15 protein-coding genes are annotated in these 18364 nt (G+C 60.9%); 5 read left to right on the top strand and 10 right to left on the bottom strand.

Annotated elements, in window-relative coordinates:
- Positions 1-6: 6 nt before the first annotated feature.
- From ACMYUN_RS16190 to ACMYUN_RS16175, 4 genes are all read right to left on the bottom strand, one after another.
- Positions 7-981 (bottom strand): sulfonate ABC transporter substrate-binding protein, encoded by a 975-nt coding sequence (locus ACMYUN_RS16190; protein WP_415761124.1) that lies wholly within the window; start codon positions 979-981, stop codon positions 7-9.
- An 89-nt stretch (positions 982-1070) separates the two neighbouring features.
- Positions 1071-1664, bottom strand: coding sequence for an NADPH-dependent FMN reductase (ssuE, locus tag ACMYUN_RS16185; protein WP_415761123.1), 594 nt, complete (start codon positions 1662-1664; stop codon positions 1071-1073).
- A gap of 320 nt (positions 1665-1984) precedes the next feature.
- On the bottom strand, positions 1985-2623 hold the full coding sequence (locus ACMYUN_RS16180; RefSeq protein ID WP_024014725.1) for a peroxiredoxin: 639 nt from the start codon (positions 2621-2623) through the stop codon (positions 1985-1987).
- Between the two features lie 292 nt (positions 2624-2915).
- On the bottom strand, positions 2916-4259 hold the full coding sequence (locus ACMYUN_RS16175; protein WP_039757452.1) for an OprD family porin: 1344 nt from the start codon (positions 4257-4259) through the stop codon (positions 2916-2918).
- Positions 4260-4623: 364 nt separating this feature from the next.
- Between ACMYUN_RS16175 and tauA the strand changes: the two genes are divergently transcribed.
- A complete protein-coding gene (tauA, locus tag ACMYUN_RS16170; protein ID WP_129997876.1) occupies positions 4624-5613 on the top strand; it encodes a taurine ABC transporter substrate-binding protein in 990 nt (329 codons plus the stop codon).
- 139 nt (positions 5614-5752) lie between these two features.
- Here tauA and argA read toward each other — a convergent pair whose 3' ends face one another.
- Both argA and argE read right to left on the bottom strand, forming a co-directional pair.
- Complete coding sequence (argA, locus tag ACMYUN_RS16165; protein ID WP_415761122.1) at positions 5753-7054, bottom strand: amino-acid N-acetyltransferase; 1302 nt, start codon at positions 7052-7054, stop codon at positions 5753-5755.
- A 262-nt stretch (positions 7055-7316) separates the two neighbouring features.
- A complete protein-coding gene (argE, locus tag ACMYUN_RS16160; protein WP_415761121.1) occupies positions 7317-8471 on the bottom strand; it encodes an acetylornithine deacetylase in 1155 nt (384 codons plus the stop codon).
- 156 nt (positions 8472-8627) lie between these two features.
- Between argE and ACMYUN_RS16155 the strand changes: the two genes are divergently transcribed.
- Positions 8628-9998, top strand: a complete 1371-nt coding sequence (locus ACMYUN_RS16155; protein WP_415761120.1) for an inorganic triphosphatase — start codon at positions 8628-8630, stop codon at positions 9996-9998.
- Positions 9999-10104: 106 nt separating this feature from the next.
- Here ACMYUN_RS16155 and ACMYUN_RS16150 read toward each other — a convergent pair whose 3' ends face one another.
- Positions 10105-10569 carry an Lrp/AsnC family transcriptional regulator gene (locus ACMYUN_RS16150; protein ID WP_024014730.1) on the bottom strand — a complete coding sequence of 155 codons (465 nt, stop codon included), beginning with the start codon at positions 10567-10569 and terminating at the stop codon, positions 10105-10107.
- Between the two features lie 125 nt (positions 10570-10694).
- On the opposite strand from ACMYUN_RS16150, the gene ACMYUN_RS16145 reads away from it, so the two are divergent.
- The 3 genes from ACMYUN_RS16145 (at position 10695) to ACMYUN_RS16135 (ending at position 13296) form a co-directional block, all read left to right on the top strand.
- Positions 10695-11033 (top strand): hypothetical protein, encoded by a 339-nt coding sequence (locus tag ACMYUN_RS16145; RefSeq protein ID WP_415761119.1) that lies wholly within the window; start codon positions 10695-10697, stop codon positions 11031-11033.
- A gap of 92 nt (positions 11034-11125) precedes the next feature.
- A complete protein-coding gene (locus ACMYUN_RS16140; RefSeq protein WP_415761118.1) occupies positions 11126-12910 on the top strand; it encodes a GspE/PulE family protein in 1785 nt (594 codons plus the stop codon).
- A 65-nt stretch (positions 12911-12975) separates the two neighbouring features.
- The gene (locus ACMYUN_RS16135) at positions 12976-13296 is read left to right on the top strand and encodes a DUF2388 domain-containing protein (RefSeq protein WP_172667868.1); all 321 of its coding nucleotides are present in this window, start codon (positions 12976-12978) and stop codon (positions 13294-13296) included.
- 186 nt (positions 13297-13482) lie between these two features.
- On the opposite strand, the gene gcvP is transcribed toward ACMYUN_RS16135, so the two are convergent.
- The 3 genes from gcvP to gcvT form a co-directional block, all read right to left on the bottom strand.
- On the bottom strand, positions 13483-16356 hold the full coding sequence (gene gcvP / locus ACMYUN_RS16130; protein ID WP_415761117.1) for an aminomethyl-transferring glycine dehydrogenase: 2874 nt from the start codon (positions 16354-16356) through the stop codon (positions 13483-13485).
- A 255-nt stretch (positions 16357-16611) separates the two neighbouring features.
- Positions 16612-16995 carry a glycine cleavage system protein GcvH gene (gene gcvH / locus ACMYUN_RS16125; RefSeq protein ID WP_129997883.1) on the bottom strand — a complete coding sequence of 128 codons (384 nt, stop codon included), beginning with the start codon at positions 16993-16995 and terminating at the stop codon, positions 16612-16614.
- 48 nt (positions 16996-17043) lie between these two features.
- Positions 17044-18126 carry a glycine cleavage system aminomethyltransferase GcvT gene (gene gcvT, locus ACMYUN_RS16120; RefSeq protein ID WP_039757440.1) on the bottom strand — a complete coding sequence of 361 codons (1083 nt, stop codon included), beginning with the start codon at positions 18124-18126 and terminating at the stop codon, positions 17044-17046.
- Between the last annotated feature and the right edge of the window lie 238 nt (positions 18127-18364).

Genomic DNA, 18364 nt, shown 5'->3' with positions numbered 1-18364 from the left:
TTCGAATTACTGGGCTGGGGAGCTTTGGGCCACAGCGGCCGGCGGGGTCCAGATCACATCCTTGATGCTCAACGGCTTGGGAATAAGCTTGAGCTGGAAGAACGTGTCGGCGATTTTCTGTTGCGCGGCCACCACTTCCGGGGTCAGGAACAGCGCGCCGTAACCCTGGCGTTTCACCGAGGTCAGGGTGATGTCCGCCGGCAGGCCCAGCAGCGGCGCGACCTGTTGGGTCACGTCTTCGGGATTGGCTTTCGACCATTCACCCACCGCGCGCACTTCTTCGACGAGGGTCTTGATCACCTCGGGATTTTTCTGCGCGTAAGGTTTGGTCGCGAGATAGAACTGGTGGTTGTCGACGATGCCTTTGCCGTCACGCAGGGTATGCGCTTGCAGTTGTTTCTCGGCAGCGGCCTGGTACGGATCCCAGATGACCCAAGCGTCGACACTGCCACGCTCGAACGCGGCGCGGGCATCGGCTGGCGGCAGGAATACGGTTTGAATGTCGCTGTACTTGAGACCGGCGTCTGCCAGTGCACGCACCAACAGGTAGTGCACGTTGGAGCCCTTGTTCAGGGCGACTTTCTTGCCCTTGAGATCGGCGACCGATTTGATCGGCGAGTCTTTCGGCACAAGGATCGCTTCGCTGTTCGGCGCTGGCGGTTCATAGGCGACGTAGAGCAGATCCGCGCCAGCGGCCTGGGCGAAAACCGGCGGGGTTTCGCCGGTCACGCCGAAATCGATCGAGCCGACATTAAGGCCTTCAAGCAGTTGCGGGCCACCGGGAAACTCGGTCCATTGCACATCGACGCCTTGCGCGGCGAGACGTTTTTCCAGCGTGCCCTTGGCTTTGAGCAGCACCAGCGTGCCGTACTTCTGATAACCGATGCGCAATGTCTCGGCTTGAGCTTGGGTGATGGCGCCGAAGGTGACAGCCGCAGCAAACAGAGCGACCAGACCACGACGCAAAAATACAGTGCGCATAGCGCTCTCCTTTTTGCTGTTGGGTTTTGGCTGCACCTGCTTGCCCGTTGGCGGGCGAGTAAGGCCAGTACTTCAAATTTCGATGAGGCTTAAATGCTCCAGCGAGCACTCAACAACCGTTCGTTCAGCAGGCCCGGCTCCAGCGGTTTCGGCCGGCGCGCCATGGCGCCGATGAACTGGTCCAGGGCCTCGTGCAAGCGCTGCTCCAGGGCCGGCGCCAATTGCGCGGCGGCACTGCCTTCGCCGTAAGCGATCTGGCTGTCCTCGGCGAAAATGCCCTGAAGCATTTCCTGCGCTTTGAGTGCCGACAGCACAGGCTTGAGGGCGTAATCGACCACCAGCATGTGGGCGATGCTGCCGCCGGTGGCCATCGGCAAGACGACCTTGTGATTCAACGCACGCTCGGGGAGCAGATCCAGCAGGGTCTTCAGCGCCCCGGAAAACGAGGCCTTGTACACCGGCGTGGCGATCAGCAGGCCGTCGGCGTTTGCGATCTGTTGCAGCAGGTCGAGGACCTTCGGGCTGTCGAAGCGGGCGTGGAGCAGATCCTCGGCCGGGAAATCCCGTACCTGATAACTCACCACTTCCACCCCTTGCTGTTGCAACCAGCGTTGCGCACGCTCCAGCAGCACCCCGGAACGGGAGCGCAGGCTGGGGCTGCCACCGAGTGAGACGACCAGCATTGCAGATTCCTTTAAGCGTTACAGGCGATTCGCAGGCTGCGATCTCGCTTCAATGGCAGTGACCTTACCAGCTGATTTATATATCCATAAATCATATTTATTCATTTGGTTATGCATTTAAGAGATATGCGGACGGACAGAATTCAGGCGAAAAAAAAGGCCGTCGAAACGGCCGAATTCCCCTGCGTTGTAGTCACACGAAGATCGTTCCCACGCTCTGCGTGGGAATGAATCCATGGACGCTCCGCGTCCACTGTGACGCGGAGCGTCACGGGCGGCATTCCCACGCAGAGCGTGGGAACGATCAAAATCTCACTGACTTATTTGTTCGGCTGCGGCGTCAGGCGCAGGTACGGCTTCACCGCGCGATAGCCTTTCGGGAAGCGCTGCTTGATCTCGTCTTCGTCCTTGAGCGACGGCACGATCACCACCTCTTCACCGTCCTGCCAGTTGGCCGGGGTGGCGACCTTGTAGTTGTCGGTGAGCTGCAGCGAGTCGATCACCCGCAGAATCTCGTGGAAGTTGCGCCCGGTGCTCGCCGGGTAGGTGATGGTCAAGCGGATCTTCTTGTTCGGATCGATCACGAACAGTGAACGCACGGTCAACGTGTCATTGGCGTTCGGATGGATCAGGTCGTAAAGATCGGAGACCTTGCGATCGGCATCGGCCAGGATCGGGAAGTTGACGATGGTGTTCTGGGTTTCGTTGATGTCCTCGATCCACTTGTGGTGCGAGTCCACCGGGTCGACCGACAGCGCGATGGCCTTGACGCCGCGCTGGCTGAATTCATCCTTGAGCTTGGCGGTGAAACCCAGCTCGGTGGTGCACACCGGAGTGAAATCCGCCGGATGGGAAAACAGCACACCCCAGCTATCGCCCAGCCATTCGTGGAAACGAATCTTGCCGGCGCTGGAATCCTGTTCGAAATCGGGGGCGATGTCGCCGAGTCTGAGGCTCATGGTGCTGCTCCTGATGAGGGATGGGAGACAACAACTGTAGCTCGTGATCGGTCAGCGTGAAAAAGAATAAATAACTAGATATCTAGATCATTAATGAATATTAAACATCTGTTCATTGGACACCGACCGGCATCGCGACGAACATCCAACGCAAGGTTCGAGAAGGCCTTGAGTTGCAGCAAAGAGGGAAATCGAGAAGGGCTTACGGGGGTGAGCCTGACTCGAAACGCAAAAGCCCCGTCCGGCGCGATGCCGGACGGGGCTTTTTTTGTCTGCGTGTCGAGCCGCGTGATTACAGCAGCGGGATCGAGTAGCTGACGATCAGGCGATTTTCATCCTGCGAACGGGTGTTCGGCAGGTCGGTGCGCCATACAGCGTTTTTCCACATCAGGCCGACGTTCTTGAACGGGCCTTCCGGTACTACGTAACCGATGGTGAAGTCGCGTTCCCACTCGGAGCGGTTCGACGCGCTCTCACGACCATTGGTGCCCACGGTGTCGATGCTGTCACCTTTCAGGTAAACCACACCGGCGGTCAGGCCAGGTACGCCGACCTTGGCGAAGTCGTAGGAGTAGCGAGCCTGCCAGGTTTTCTCACCGGCACGACCGAACTTCTGGATCTGCATATCGGTGATGGTGTAGTTCGACGAACCGTCACCCTGGTTCAGCCAAGGGAAGTCGCTGCTGCCGTTGGAAACCTGGTAACCGCCACCGAAGGTGTGACCGGCAACGGTGTACAGGAACAGGCCGCTGTACAGGTTGTTGTCGACTTCACCACGGCCGTTACGGAAACCGGTGTAGTTACCCGAGCTGTAGTAAGCCGAGTCAGTGCCATTCTTGCCGTCGTCGGAGCTGTTGAAGTAACGCAGGTCAGACTTCAACACACCCGGGCCGATCGACCAGTTGTGTACCAGACCGAGGAAGTGCTGCTTGTAGAAATCTTCCAGGTTGCCGTAGTAGTACTGGGCAGTCAGGTCTTTGGTGATCTTGTAGTCACCACCGGCGTAGATGAACTTGTTGCTGTCACGGAAAGCCGTGCCGCGGGTGTTGGCGCCGCCGATCGACAAGTTTTCGTTGTTGCTGGAGTTACGACCTTTTACCGCTTCGATCTGACCACCGACCAGGGTCAGGTCCTTGATCTCGCCGGAAGTGATCTGACCGCCCTGCCAGGTTTGTGGCAGCAGGCGGCCGTCGTTGGTGACGATGACTGGCAGTTTCGGCTGCAGGGTGCCGAGCTTCAATTCAGTCTGGGAGATCTTGGCTTTGGCCGTCAGACCCAGGCTGGAGAAGTTGTCCACGGCTTTACCGTTGGACTCGCTCGGGAACACGGTGCCGCCGTAAGCGGTGCCGCTGTTGCCGTTGGTGCCGCCGCCCGAATCAAGACGGATGCCGAGCAGGCCGATGGCGTCGAGACCGAAACCTACGGTGCCTTGGGTGTAACCGGAGATGAAACGCAGATCGAAGCCTTGACCCCACTCTTCGTTCTTGTTGGCGCCAGCGCCGTCACGGTTGTCAGTGTTGATATAGAAGTTGCGCAGACCCAGAGTAGCCTTGCTGTCTTCGATGAAACCGGCGGCGCCTGCCTGCTGCGCCATAACCCCAACGGCCACAGCCAGGGCCAAGGTGGACTTGTTCATGTATCGCTCCTCTCGTTCTAATTCTTGTGTTCCTGGTTCGGGGTCGATTTGCCCTGAATCCTAAGATTCGCGATTAGCGCCAGACCGTGACTGCCAAGTCAATCGTAACCTTGTGTGTCTACGACCATCGTCTAATCGCAAGTGATTGGGTCCCTGCAGCGTAAAGACTTCCTGATAATCCCAAAAAGAATTTATTCATTCTTTTTCATACCATTCGGGTATATGGCCCATTAATGGCCATCCACGCCGGGAAACAGCGTATCGGCGCCTAAGCTCATTCCTAAATGGTATTTGTTGACCTTTTTTTAGATCGATTAGCTTTGCCGTACTCCCAACACGTCAAACCCCATCGAAAAGGCGACGCATCATGGCGAAACGCGCACTATCAAGTCAATTTGTTACAGTTTGTGTGTCGGCACTGTTTTGTTTTTCCGCACATGCCGCCGGTCTGACGGTCGGCTACCAGACCGGGATTGATCCGAGCAAAGTGCCGCAGGCCGATGGTGTCTATGAAAAAACCATCGGCGAAAAGATCGACTGGCGACGCTTCAACAGCGGCCCGGAAGTAGTGACAGCCATTGCTTCTGGCGACGTACAGATCGGCAACCTCGGCTCGAGTCCCTTGGCAGCGGCTGCCTCGCGCAATTTACCGATCGTGGCTTTCATCGTCTCGGCGCAGATCAATGCCGCCGAAGCCTTGGTGGTGCGCAACGGCAGCGGCATCGACAAGCCGCAGGATCTGATCGGTAAAACCATCGCCACGCCGTTCGTGTCGACCTCGCACTACAGTCTGCTTGGGGCGCTGAAGCACTGGGGCCTGACGACTTCGCAAGTCAAAGTGGTCAATCTGCAACCGGCCGAGATCGCCGCCGCGTGGAAGCGCGGCGACATCGACGGGGCGTTTGTCTGGTCACCAGCGCTGGGCGAGATCCGCAAGACCGGCAAGACCCTGACCGATGCTGCCCAAGTCGGCCAGTGGGGCGCGCCGACCTTCGAAGTGTGGGTGGCGCGCAAGGACTTTGCCGAGAAGCATCCCGAGGTCGTGGCCAAGTTTGCCAGGGTCACCCTGGACTCGTTCGCTGATTACGCCGCGCACAAGGACAGCTGGACGGCGGACTCGGTGCCTGTGCAGAAAATCGCCAAATTGACCGGCGCCAATGCGGCGGATGTACCGGAACTGCTGGCCGGGTCGGCATTCCCCGACGCGCAGGCGCAGCAAACCACGGCGCTGCTGGACGGCGGCACCGCGAAGGCCATTGCCGAAACGGCAAAATTCTTGAAGGAACAGGGCAAGGTCGAGACGGTGCTGCCGGATTACTCGCCGTACGTCAGCGCTAAATTCATCACTGACTGAATGCAGAACCCTGTGGTGAGGGGATTTATCCCCGTTGGACTGCGCAGCAGTCCCCTTGCGTTTCCAGGTGAAAACACTGGGGGCCGCTACGCGACCCAGCGGGGATGAATCCCCTCGCCACAGGAGACCTCGCTGTTGTTCAGAGAGTCTTTTCGAAGATCTTCGAGTTGCGCTGATAGTTGTACAGCGATGCCCGCGCTGCTGGCAGGCGTTCTACGCTGCTTGGCTCGAACCCGCGCTCGCGGAACCAGTGCGCCGTTCGGGTGGTAAGCACGAACAGGGTTTTCAAACCCTGCGCCCGAGCTCTGGTTTCGATGCGCTCGAGCAATTCGTCGCCGCGACCGCCATGGCGATATTCCGGATTCACCGCCAGGCACGCCAGTTCGCCGGCATCGGAATCGGCAATCTGATACAGCGCCGCACAGGCGATGATCATGCCTTCGCGCTCGACCACGCTGAACTGCTCGATCTCTCGCTCCAGTACTTCCCGCGAGCGACGCACCAGAATGCCCTGCTCTTCCAGCGGACTGATCAGATCAAGCAGGCCACCGACGTCTTCAATCGCCGCTTCGCGCACCAGTTCGAACTGCTCCTGCGCCACCAGCGTACCGCCACCGTCACGGGTGAACAGCTCCGTCAGCAGCGCGCCATCTTCGGCGTAACTGACGATATGGCTGCGCGCCACGCCGCCACGGCAGGCTTCGGCGGCGGCATCGAGCAACTCCGCTTGATAGTTGCTCATGCCGAGGCGCTGCAAATGGGCCGGCACTTGTTGCGGGCGCAGTTCACGCACCAGTTTGCCGTTCTCGTCGATCAGGCCGAGTTCGGCGCCGAACAACAGCAGCTTGTCCGCGCCCAGATCGACCGCGGCGCGGGTGGCGACGTCTTCACAGGCGAGGTTGAAGATCTCGCCGGTCGGCGAATAGCCCAACGGCGACAGCAGCACGATCGAGCGTTCATCGAGCAGGCGGTTGATGCCCTTGCGATCGACCCGGCGCACTTCGCCGGTGTGGTGATAGTCGACACCCTCCAGCACGCCGATCGGCCGCGCGGTGACGAGGTTGCCGCTGGCCACGCGCAGGCGCGAGCCCTGCATTGGCGACGAGGCCATGTCCATCGACAGTCGTGCTTCAATGGCGATGCGCAACTGGCCGACCGCATCGATCACACACTCCAGCGTCGCGGCATCGGTGATGCGCATGCCGTGATGGTAATGCGGGGTCAGGCCACGGGCGGCGAGGCGGGTTTCGATCTGCGGGCGCGAGCCGTGCACCAGCACCAGACGCACGCCGAGGCTGTGCAGCAGGACCAGGTCGTGGACGATGTTGCCGAAATTCGGATGCTCGACGCCGTCGCCGGGCAGCATGACGACGAAGGTGCAATCGCGGTGGGCATTGATGTAAGGAGACGCGTGGCGGAGCCAATTGACGTATTCGGGCATGAACCTGGGCCTGTAATAAAGAGCAGCCGAAAAAAGGGGCGAAACGAAAAACGCACAGCGGGCTGATGGTTATCGTCGGAACAGGCTTGGCGACACGCGCGCTCTCCTCATGAATACGGGTTGGGGTGCAGGCAATTTACCGGGTTGATGCAAGACATTTAACCCTGTGGCAGCGAGCCTGCTCGCGAAAGCGGTGGATCAGGTTCATCAATGGCGACTGACAAAACGCTTTCGCGAGCAGGCTCGCTCCCACACAGGGCCGTCATCGTTCGTCTGTCGTCAGGCAATAATGTTCAATCAACTGCCGAATCAGATGCACGGTAGGCTGCAAACGTGACATTTCAAGGTACTCGCCGGGTTGATGCGCACAGGCAATGTCACCGGGGCCGAGGACGATGGTTTCGCAGCCGAGGCGCTGAAGATAAGGCGCTTCGGTACCAAACGCCACTGCTTCGGCGCGATGGCCGGTGAGCTTTTCGGCGATACGCACCAGTTCTGCGTCCTCGGCCTGCTCGAACGGCGGCACTTCCGGGAACAGCGGCTTGTAGTCGATCTTCACCTTGTGCCGCTCGGCCACCGGGTTGAGCTTGCGCAGGATTTCCGCGCGCAGCACGCTCGGGTCCATGCCCGGCAGCGGCCGCAGGTCAAACTCCAGGGAACACTGGCCGCAGATGCGATTGGGGTTGTCGCCACCATGGATGCAGCCGAAGTTCATCGTCGGTTGCGGCACGCTGAATTGTGGATTGCTGAATTCGCGCTGCCACAACAGGCGCAGGCCGCGCAATTCGCCGATAGCATCGTGCATCGCTTCAAGGGCGCTATGGCCCAGGCGCGGATCAGACGAGTGGCCGCTCTGCCCGAGGATGTCGATGCGCTCCATCATGATGCCTTTGTGCATGCGAATCGGCTTGAGCCCGGTCGGCTCGCCGATCACCGCCGCGCGGCCCAGCGGTTGCCCGGCCTCGGCCAGCGCTCGGGCGCCGGACATCGAGCTTTCTTCATCGCAGGTGGCGAGAATCAGCAGCGGTTGTTTGAACGGCTGATCGAGCAGCGGCCGCACCGCCTCGATGATCAGCGCGAAGAAGCCCTTCATGTCACAGCTGCCCAGCCCGACCCAGCGGCCATCGACTTCGGTGAGCTTCAGCGGGTCGGTCTGCCACAACGCGTCGTCATAAGGCACAGTGTCGCTGTGCCCGGCCAGCACCAGGCCACCGGGGCCGCTGCCGAAACTGGCAAGCAGATTGAATTTGCCGGGGCTGACCTGCTGGATATCACAGCTGAAACCCAAGTCAGCGAGCCAGCCAGCGAGCAAATCAATGACGGCGCGGTTGGACTGGTCCAGGTTCGGTTGAGTACAGCTGACCGATGGCGCGGCAATCAGCGCGGCGAACTGGTCTTGCATGGACGGCAATGGCATCACTGACTCCAGGTCCCGGATTGAGGCCCACTATAGAACCATCCGGCGCGCGGAATAAACCGCCGCAGGGCGTAGGAAGTTTGACTCCTGTACACTGCACGGCCTTGGCAGCCACCCATCCCCCCGGCTGCGCTCCCGATTCTGGATGTTCCGGCCATGCAAAAAGAAACTGAAATCAAACTCCGCGTCAGCCGCGAAACCCTCGCTGCCCTGCGCGAGCACCCGCTGCTGAAGAAACGCAACAAAAGTGGCTGGGAACGCCGTGAGTTGATGAACCAGTACTTCGACACCCCCGAGCGCGACCTCGCCCAGGCCAAAGTCGCCCTGCGCCTGCGCAAGGACGGTGACGAAGTGATTCAGACCCTCAAGACCCGTGGCCAAAGCGTCGCCGGTCTGTCCGAGCGTAACGAGTACGACTGGAAACTGCCGAAAGCCAAGCTCGACGTGAAGAAACTCGACGGCGAATGCTGGCCCGAGGCGCTCGCCGAGCTGGACAAGAAAACCCTCAAGCCGATCTTCACCACCGATTTCGTCCGCGAGCGCGCCGAAATCGCCTGGGGCCGTGGCAAGACCAAAGTGGTCATCGAAGCCGCCCTGGATCTCGGTCACGTAGTGGTCGGCAAGCAGAAGGAAGAAATCTGCGAGCTGGAACTGGAGCTGCGCGAAGGCGAGCCTGCCGCGTTGCTGGAACTGGCTGCCGAACTGGCCGAAACCCTGGCGCTGATGCCGTGCGATATCAGCAAGGCCGAGCGCGGCTATCGTCTTCACGATGCAAACAGCTATTCGCTGAGCCTGCCGGCGCCGCAGTTGACCAGCGAAACCCGCCTCGACGACACCTTCGCCGCGCTGAGCTGGCATCTTCTCGGCAGCAGCCAGCGACTGGCCGAGCAATATCGCTTCAACGGCCACTGGCGCCTGCTGCAGGACTGGGTCGAGAACCTTGCGGAAATGCGCGCCCTGCTCAGCAGCCTCGGCCAGGCCGCACCGCGGCAGTCGACCCACGATTTGCGCGTGGCCCTCGATGCCTTGCTGGAAGACTGGCGCCCGCTGGTGCAAGTCGGCATCGAAGACGAAGACGTGCGCAAGGCCGCGCCGGAGCAGTTCCTTGAAGAGCTGGAAGACCCGCGCTGGGGTCAGTTCTCGCTGAACGCCTCGCGCTGGCTGCTGGCCCGCACTTGGACCGCCGACCGCAACACTCGCGGTAATCGTCAGGGTGACGCGCAACTGCACAGCTGGCTGCCGCGTCTGTTGGGTGAAGAAGCCACCGCTTTGCAGCTGCAGCGCTATCAGCAGCAGCCGGAAGATCTCGCCGAGCAACTGCCGCGTATCGAGCGCATTCAGGTCTGGTTGCACCATGCGCGCAACGTGCTGGACATTCCGGAAATGGATCGCCTGTACGGTGAGCTGAACAAACTGGCGCAACTGGCCAACGAGCCGACCATCACTGACGAACTGCTCGATGCGCGCAAGCATCAGGCGATTGCGGTGTACCAGAACCGCGCCTGGAAAATCCTGCTGCGCAGCTAAACACCTTCCCACCTGATCGTTCCCACGCTCTGCGTGGGAACGATCAAGCGGGGACTGTTGCGCAGCCCAGCGGGGATGAATCCCCTCGCCACAAAGGCCATCCGCACTAGACCGGCAGGCTGGTGGTGGACTTGATCTCCGACAGCGCCACGATCGAGTTCACTTCCTGTATCCCCGGCACCAGCGACAGCTTCTCGAAGAAGAACCGCTCGTACGCCTCAATGTCCGCCGCGACAATGCGCAACATGAAGTCCACCGCGCCCATCAGCACATAACACTCCAGCACTTCCGGAAAGCCGCGAATCGCCTCGGTGAATTCGGTGAAGTTCGAGCGGCCGTGAGCGTTGAGTTTGATCTCGGCAAAGATCTGCGTGTTCAGGCCGATCTTCTTGCGATCAAGCAAGGTCACCTGACCGCGAATGATGCCCTCCTCCTTCATCCGCTGAATCCGCCGCCAGCACGGCGATTGCGACAGGCCGACCTGCTCGGCGATCTGCGCGCTCGACAGCGAAGCGTCTTCCTGCAGCAGGGCGAGGATCTTCCGGTCGTAAGCGTCCAGCTCGCTGTGCATAACAATTCCTCCAAGATCGCCTTTAACGAATTATCCGTTTCGACAAATCGCTATAAAGCCCGATCATAGCCAAGAAATACCCCGCACCGAATGTAAAAATTTCTCCACTGATCTGGAGATTCGCCATGCCGCACCTTGAAGCCGTGAACAGCGCGCCTGCCCGCGCCGATGTCTGGAACGTCAACAACGCCCATTGCCTGGCGCAATACCAAATCCTCGCCGAGGCCGAGCCGGATCTGCTGGTGCGCGTGCTGAATCTGTTCGCCTTGCAGTTTCTGACTCCGGAGCAGGTCAACGTCCAGCGCCAGGACGATCTGCTGTCGATCGATCTGCTCATGAGCGGCCTGAGCTGGCACCGCGCGCAAGTGATCGCGGAAAAACTGCGCAACCTGATCAGCGTCTGCGCGGTGGACCTGCACAACGCCGACGCGGCCTGGCAGGCGCCCACCCAGGCCGCCGGCTGACAAATCCGGCAACGGCTTCGTCGGGTAGTGGCCCAACGGTCAGCGGGGCCACGACTATCCTTTTGCGCATGACGCTCAAAAAGGAAAGCCGCATGTCCGTTCAATTTGTCACTCAGGACCGCTGGCTCGACCTCAACGATGTGTTGCGAGAACTGGTCGCCCAAGGCTTCATCTGCCAGGACGCGGCGGAACAGGCGCTCAATGCCCGCCGTCGCCATGCGGCTCACGGGCAGATGCATCCGCTGGAATTCATCGCCAGCCAGCAACTCGACGACCTCAGCCGTCCGGGCAAATATCTGGATCTGGAAAGCCTGACCCTGTGGCTGGCGCAGCAGGCCGGCCAGCCGTACTTGCGCATCGATCCGCTGAAAATCAATGTTGCGGCGATCACGCCGCTGATGTCCTATGCCTTTGCGCAACGGCACAGGATTCTCGCCGTCGCCGTGGACCGCGACTCGGTCACCGTGGCCAGCGCTCAGCCCTACGTCAACGGTTGGGAAGCTGACCTGACCCACGTGTTGAAGCTGCCGATCAAACGGGTTGTGGCCAACCCGGTCGACATCCAGCGCTTCAGCGTGGAGTTTTTCCGGCTGGCCAAATCGGTCAGCGGCGCCAGCAATGCCGACGCCCAGGGCGGTAACCTCGGCAATTTCGAACAACTGCTCAACCTCGGCGCCAGCGACCAGGAGCCGGACGCCAACGACGCGCACATCGTCAACATCGTCGACTGGCTGTTCCAGTACGCCTTCCAGCAGCGCGCCAGTGATATCCACATCGAACCGCGCCGCGAGCACGGCACCGTACGCTTTCGCATCGACGGCGTGTTGCACAACGTCTATCAATTCCCGCCGCAGGTGACCATGGCGATCGTCAGCCGCCTGAAAAGTCTTGGCCGCATGAACGTCGCGGAAAAGCGCAAACCCCAGGATGGCCGGGTCAAGACCAAGACCCCGGACGGCGGCGAAGTTGAGTTGCGGCTGTCGACCTTGCCGACAGCGTTCGGCGAAAAAATGGTCATGCGGATTTTCGACCCGGAAGTGCTGCTGAAGAATTTCGACCAGTTGGGTTTCAGCGCCGACGACCTGCGCCGCTGGCAGGACATGACCCGCCAGCCCAATGGCATCATTCTGGTCACCGGGCCGACCGGTTCGGGCAAGACCACCACCCTGTACACCACGCTGAAAAAACTGGCGACGCCGGAGGTCAACCTCTGCACCATCGAAGACCCGATCGAAATGGTCGAGCCGGCCTTCAACCAGATGCAGGTGCAGCACAACATTGAGCTGACTTTCGCCGCCGGGGTGCGCGCGCTGATGCGGCAGGACCCGGATATCATCATGATCGGCGAGATCCGCGATCTGGAAACTGCCGAAATGGCGATTCAGGCCGCGCTCACCGGGCACCTGGTTCTGTCGACGCTGCACACCAACGATGCGCCAAGCGCCATCAGCCGTTTGCTCGAACTCGGCGTGCCGCATTACCTGATCAAGGCCACCGTGCTCGGCGTCATGGCCCAGCGTCTGGTGCGCACATTGTGCCCGCACTGCAAGGCGCCGTTGACGCTCGATGAAGAAGACTGGCAAACCCTGACCCGGCCCTGGCAGGCGCCGCTGCCGAGCAATGCGCAGCGAGCGATCGGTTGCCTGGAATGCCGCGACACCGGTTATCGCGGCCGCGCCGGGGTCTACGAAATCATGCAACTGAGCGACAGCCTCAAGGCGCTGATCACCCCGGATACCGACCTCACCGCGATCAGGCGCCAGGCGTTCAAGGAAGGCATGCGCAGCCTGCGCCTCTCAGGGGCGCAGAAAGTCGCGGCAGGGCTGACCACGGTGGAAGAAGTGTTGCGGGTGACGCCACAAAGTGAGTTGAAATAGGTCGGCACGGAACTGGATCGGGGAATCGCCTATCCAACGCCGTAGTCAATCTCAGGAGTCACCTCATCATGCGTCTCAAACTTGCTGTCGCCACCTTGGCCCTGCTGTCGCTTCCCGTTGGTTCGGCCATGGCGGACAGCTTTTGGCGTAACGTCATCTCCTCCGGTGCCACCACCGGTTCGACCTACCTGACCTTCAAGGATCACAAGCTGATCGTCGCGGCCCAGGACGACGCCGGCAGCTTCGTCGCCAGCGACGGCGGTATCCGTGGCCCGTACCTGGAAGCAGCGATGCAGAAAGTCCGCGCCGACAACCCGGGCCTGCAGGCTTCGGACATGGAATTGGCGAACGCGATCCTGGCGAAGAACGCCGTGGCTTCCGAGTAAGCCTCGCGCCATGAAAAATGCCGCTCGATCGAGCGGCATTTTTTTGCCCGGATTACCGCCTCACCACCATCCCTTGTGGGAGCGAGCCTGCTCGCGAAAGCGGTGAGCCAGTCACCGAAAATGCTGGCTGGACGATTGCTTTCGCGAGCAGGCTCGCTCCCACAGGGACGGTGGTGGATTTAGAGATCAGCGGTAATCATCCACCGGCACACAAGCGCAATACAGATTGCGATCGCCGTAAACGTTATCCACCCGATTCACCGCCGGCCAATATTTGTGCAAGCGTGTGTGCGCATCCGGGGTGATGGCCTGTTCGAGGCTATAGGGCCGTTCCCAGATTCCGGTGACATCGGCCAAGGTATGCGGCGCGCGTTTCAGCGGGTTATCTTCCGCCGGCCAGTTGCCCTTCTGCACTTCATTGATCTCGGCGCGAATGCTCAGCATCGCCGCGATGAAGCGGTCGAGCTCCGCCTTGGATTCGCTCTCGGTCGGCTCGACCATCAACGTGCCCGGCACCGGAAAGGACATGGTCGGCGCGTGGAAACCGTAATCCATCAGCCGCTTGGCAACGTCTTCCTCGCTGATGCCGGTCTGCGCCTTCAGCGGGCGCAGATCAAGAATGCATTCATGCGCCACGCGACCATTGCGCCCGGTATAAAGCACCGGGAACGCGCCGGATAGATGTTGCGCCAGATAATTCGCCGCCAGAATCGCCACCTCGCTGGCGTCTGCCAGTTGCGGGCCCATCATAGCGATGTACATCCAGCTGATTGGCAAAATGCTCGCACTGCCCCACGGCGCTGCGCTGACTGCGCCGTTCTGCGCCAGCGGCCCGTCGATCGGCACCACCGGGTGGTTGGCCACAAACGGCGCCAAGTGCGCACGAACGCCGATCGGGCCCATGCCCGGCCCGCCGCCGCCATGGGGAATGCAGAAGGTCTTGTGCAAATTCATGTGCGACACGTCGGCGCCGATGTCCGCCGGTCTGGCCAGGCCGACCTGGGCATTGAGGTTGGCGCCATCCATGTACACCTGGCCGCCGTGCTGGTGAATCACTGCGCAGATTTCGCTGATGCCTTCCTCGTAAACCCCGTGGGTCGACGGATAGGTCGCCATCAGGCACGACAACTTGTTCCCGGCCTCGGCGGCTTTCAGCTGCAAATCATCCAGATCGACGTTGCCCGCCGCATCGCATTCGACAATCACCACACGCATCCCGGCCATCTGCGCCGAGGCCGGGTTGGTGCCGTGGGCCGACGACGGAATCAGGCAGATATCCCGCGCGCCCTCGCGCCGGCTTTCATGATATTTGCGAATCGCCAAAAGCCCGGCGTACTCGCCCTGCGCGCCGGAGTTTGGCTGCATGCAGATCGCATCGAAACCGGTAATCGCGCAGAGCCAACGCTCAAGCTCCTCGATCATCAGCGTATAACCGACCGCCTGCTCCCTCGGCACGAACGGATGCAGATGGGCGAACTGCGGCCAGGTGATCGGGATCATCTCGCTGGTGGCGTTGAGTTTCATCGTGCACGAGCCCAGCGGGATCATCGACTGGTTGAGCGCCAGATCCTTGTTTTCCAGCTGCTTGAGGTAACGCAACATCTCGGTTTCGCTGTGGTGCGCATTGAACACTGGATGGCGCAGATATGGTGTGCTGCGCCGGAGTTCGTCGGGAAGTCCCGAGGCAATGTCTTGCGCATCCAGCGCATCAACGCTCAAGCCGTGATCGGCGCCGAGCAGCACATCGAACAGTTTCGCCACGGTGTGCTCATCACAGGTCTCGTCCAGACTCAGACCGACGCGGCCACGACCAAGAATGCGCAGGTTGATCTGCGCTGCCTGAGCACTTTCGATGATCGCCGTCTGTGCACCGCCGACCTCCAGGGTCAGCGTGTCGAAGAAGTGCCTGTTGAGCCGTTTGATGCCGTTGCGCTGGAGCCCTTCCGCGAGGAGGCAGGTCAGGCGATGCACGCGCTGGGCAATCCGCTTCAAGCCCTCGGGGCCGTGATACACCGCGTAGCAACTGGCGATATTGGCCAGCAGCACCTGCGCCGTGCAGATGTTCGAATTGGCTTTCTCGCGGCGGATGTGTTGCTCGCGGGTTTGCAGGGCCATGCGCAGCGCGACGCTGCCGCGAGCATCTTTCGATACACCGATGATTCGCCCCGGAATCGCCCGTTTGTATTCCTCGCGGCTGGCGAAGAACGCCGCGTGCGGGCCGCCATAACCCATCGGCACACCGAAACGCTGGGACGAACCGAACACCACATCGGCACCCAACTCACCCGGCGGCGTCAGCACCAGCAGGCTGAGCAAATCGGTGGCGACACAGGCCAGGGCCTGATGCGCGTGCAGGTGATCGATCAGCGGTTTGAGGTCGCGGATTTCGCCGTGGGTGTCGGGATATTGCAGCAGCGCGCCGAACACCTCGTGCTGCGCCAGGTTATCCACCGCGTCGACGATCAGCTCGAAGCCGAAACCTTCGGCACGGGTCTGCACTACTGAGAGGGTCTGCGGATGGCAGTTTTCGTCAACAAAGAACAGATTGCTCTTGGACTTCGCTACGCGCTTGGCCAAAGCCATGGCTTCGGCCGCTGCGGTGGCCTCATCGAGTAGCGAGGCGTTGGCCAGTTCCAGGCCGGTGAGGTCGATGGTCAGTTGCTGAAAATTGAGCAGCGCTTCGAGCCGGCCCTGGGCGATCTCCGGTTGGTACGGGGTGTACGCGGTGTACCAGCCGGGATTTTCCAGGACGTTGCGCAAAATGACGGTTGGCGTGACGGTGCCGTGATAGCCCATGCCGATCAGGCTGGTGAACAGCTGATTCTGCTCGGCATAACCGCGCAGCTTCGCCAGCGCAGCCTGTTCGTCGAGGGCCGGCGGCAGATCCAGTGCGCGATTGAAGCGAATGCCTGGCGGCACGGTCTGTTCGATCAGCTCGGCGCGACTGCCCAGGCCGAGGCTGTCGAGCATCGCCTGCTGCTCGGCGGCATCCGGGCCGAGATGGCGGCGCAGAAAGGCTTCGGGATCGCGTAACTGGCTCAGGGACGGCGACTGGGACATGACGGGCTCTCTCTTGGCTTGCGCTCGGCGTCATTGCAACACGGTCAAACCAGCATAGCAGCCCGTATCGCGCCCAATATTCCAGTATCAGACGCATTTCCATTGTGGGAGCGGGCTTGCTCGCGAAGGCGGTTTGTCAGTCGACATGAATGTGTCTGATACACCGCCTTCGCGAGCAAGCCCGCTCCCACAGGGGGAAATCATCGTGCACAAAAAAGCCCCGACAGGTCGGGGCTTTGCGGTGTTGCTTAACGCTTACTCGCCAATGGCAGCCTTGTACGCGCCAGCATCGAGCAGCTTGTCCAGCTCGGCCTGGTCGCTTGGCTTGAGCTTGAAGATCCACGCGCCGTACGGGTCGGAGTTCAGCAGCTCGGGCGAGCCGCTCAGGTCTTCGTTGATCGCGATGACCTCACCGCTGACCGGGGCGTAGATGTCGGAGGCGGCTTTTACCGACTCGACCACACCGGATTGATCACCGGCAGCGAAGACCTTGCCGACTTCGGTCAGTTCGACGAATACCACGTCGCCCAGCGCTTCCTGCGCGTGATCGCTGATGCCCACGGTGACGGTGCCGTCGGCTTCCAGACGCGCCCATTCATGACTCTCGGCAAATCGCAGTTCGGCAGGGATATCGCTCATCTTCGGTTTCCTCAGGAATTGGTCAGCGGTCGTGCCCGCCAAAAAAGGTTAGATCAAAGTCTTGCCATGGCGTACGAAGGTCGGTTTGACCACCCGTACCGGGTACCACTTGCCACGGATTTCCACTTCGGCGCGGTCGGCGGTTGCCATCGGTACACGCGCCAGGGCAATCGATTTGCTCAGCGTAGGAGAGAAACTACCACTGGTGATCTCCCCTTCGCCAACATCGGCGATGCGAACCACCTGGTGAGCACGCAAAACCCCGCGCTCTTCCAGCACCAGACCGACCAGTTTGTGCGCCACGCCGGTGGCTTTTTCCGCCTCCAGCGCCGCACGGCCGATGAACTGCCGCGAAGCCGGCTCCCAGGCGATGCTCCAGGCCATGTTCGAGGCCAGCGGTGAAACGTCCTGATGAATGTCCTGACCGTACAGGTTCATTCCGGCCTCGACACGCAAGGTGTCACGGGCACCGAGGCCGATCGGCGAAATGCCGGCGCCGACGAGGTCGTTGAAGAAACCCGGCGCCTGATTCGCCGGCAGGCAGATTTCCAGGCCATCCTCGCCGGTGTAGCCGGTACGCGCGATGAACCAGTCGCCGTCGATGGCGCCTTCGAAAGGTTTGAGTTGCTGGATCAGCGTGGCGCGCGACTGGGTGACCAGTTCGGCAATCTTGTGCCGCGCCTGCGGGCCCTGAATGGCGAGCATCGCCAGCTCGGCGCGCTCGTGCAACTGCACGTCGTAAGCGCCGAGCTGGGCGTTCATCCAGGCCAGATCCTGATCGCGGGTGGAGGCGTTGAATACCAGCCGGTACGCATCGTCGAGGCGATAGACGATCATGTCGTCGACGATGCCGCCACGCTCGTTGAGCATGGTGCTGTACAACGCCCGGCCGGGGCTGTGCAGACGTTCGACGTCGTTGGCCAGCAAATGCTGAAGCCAGGCCTTGGCCTGGGCGCCGGTGACATCGATCACGGTCATATGGGAAACATCGAACACCCCGCAATCGCGGCGCACTTCGTGGTGCTCCTCGACCTGAGAGCCGTAATGCAATGGCATGTCCCAACCGCCAAAATCGACCATCTTCGCGCCAAGCGCGAGGTGCAGGTCATACAGAGGCGTACGCTGTCCCATGGGTTTCTCCTTCCGGGCGTGGCGAGGGTGCGGACCGCCGCTATACGGCTGAAAGCCTTGATGGATAAGGCTTTCAGTCGATTCCAGCGCACGGGTCTGTCAGACGAACCGCACCGAATGCCGCGCATTGTAGCCGCATGATGTAGGACTCACTACTACGGGGGCGTTCTCAATTGGTTTCCCCACCGCGTTGTCGCCTAAAAGCGAGCCAGGCAAGGCGCAGGCCGCTGGGAATGGT

Origin of the sequence: Pseudomonas sp. CP4 (genome assembly GCF_047758505.1) — a bacterium.
GTDB lineage: Bacteria > Pseudomonadota > Gammaproteobacteria > Pseudomonadales > Pseudomonadaceae > Aquipseudomonas > Aquipseudomonas fluorescens_AO.
Note: the sequence above shows the minus strand (reverse complement) of the source record. Positions and strands in the feature narration are given on the sequence as shown.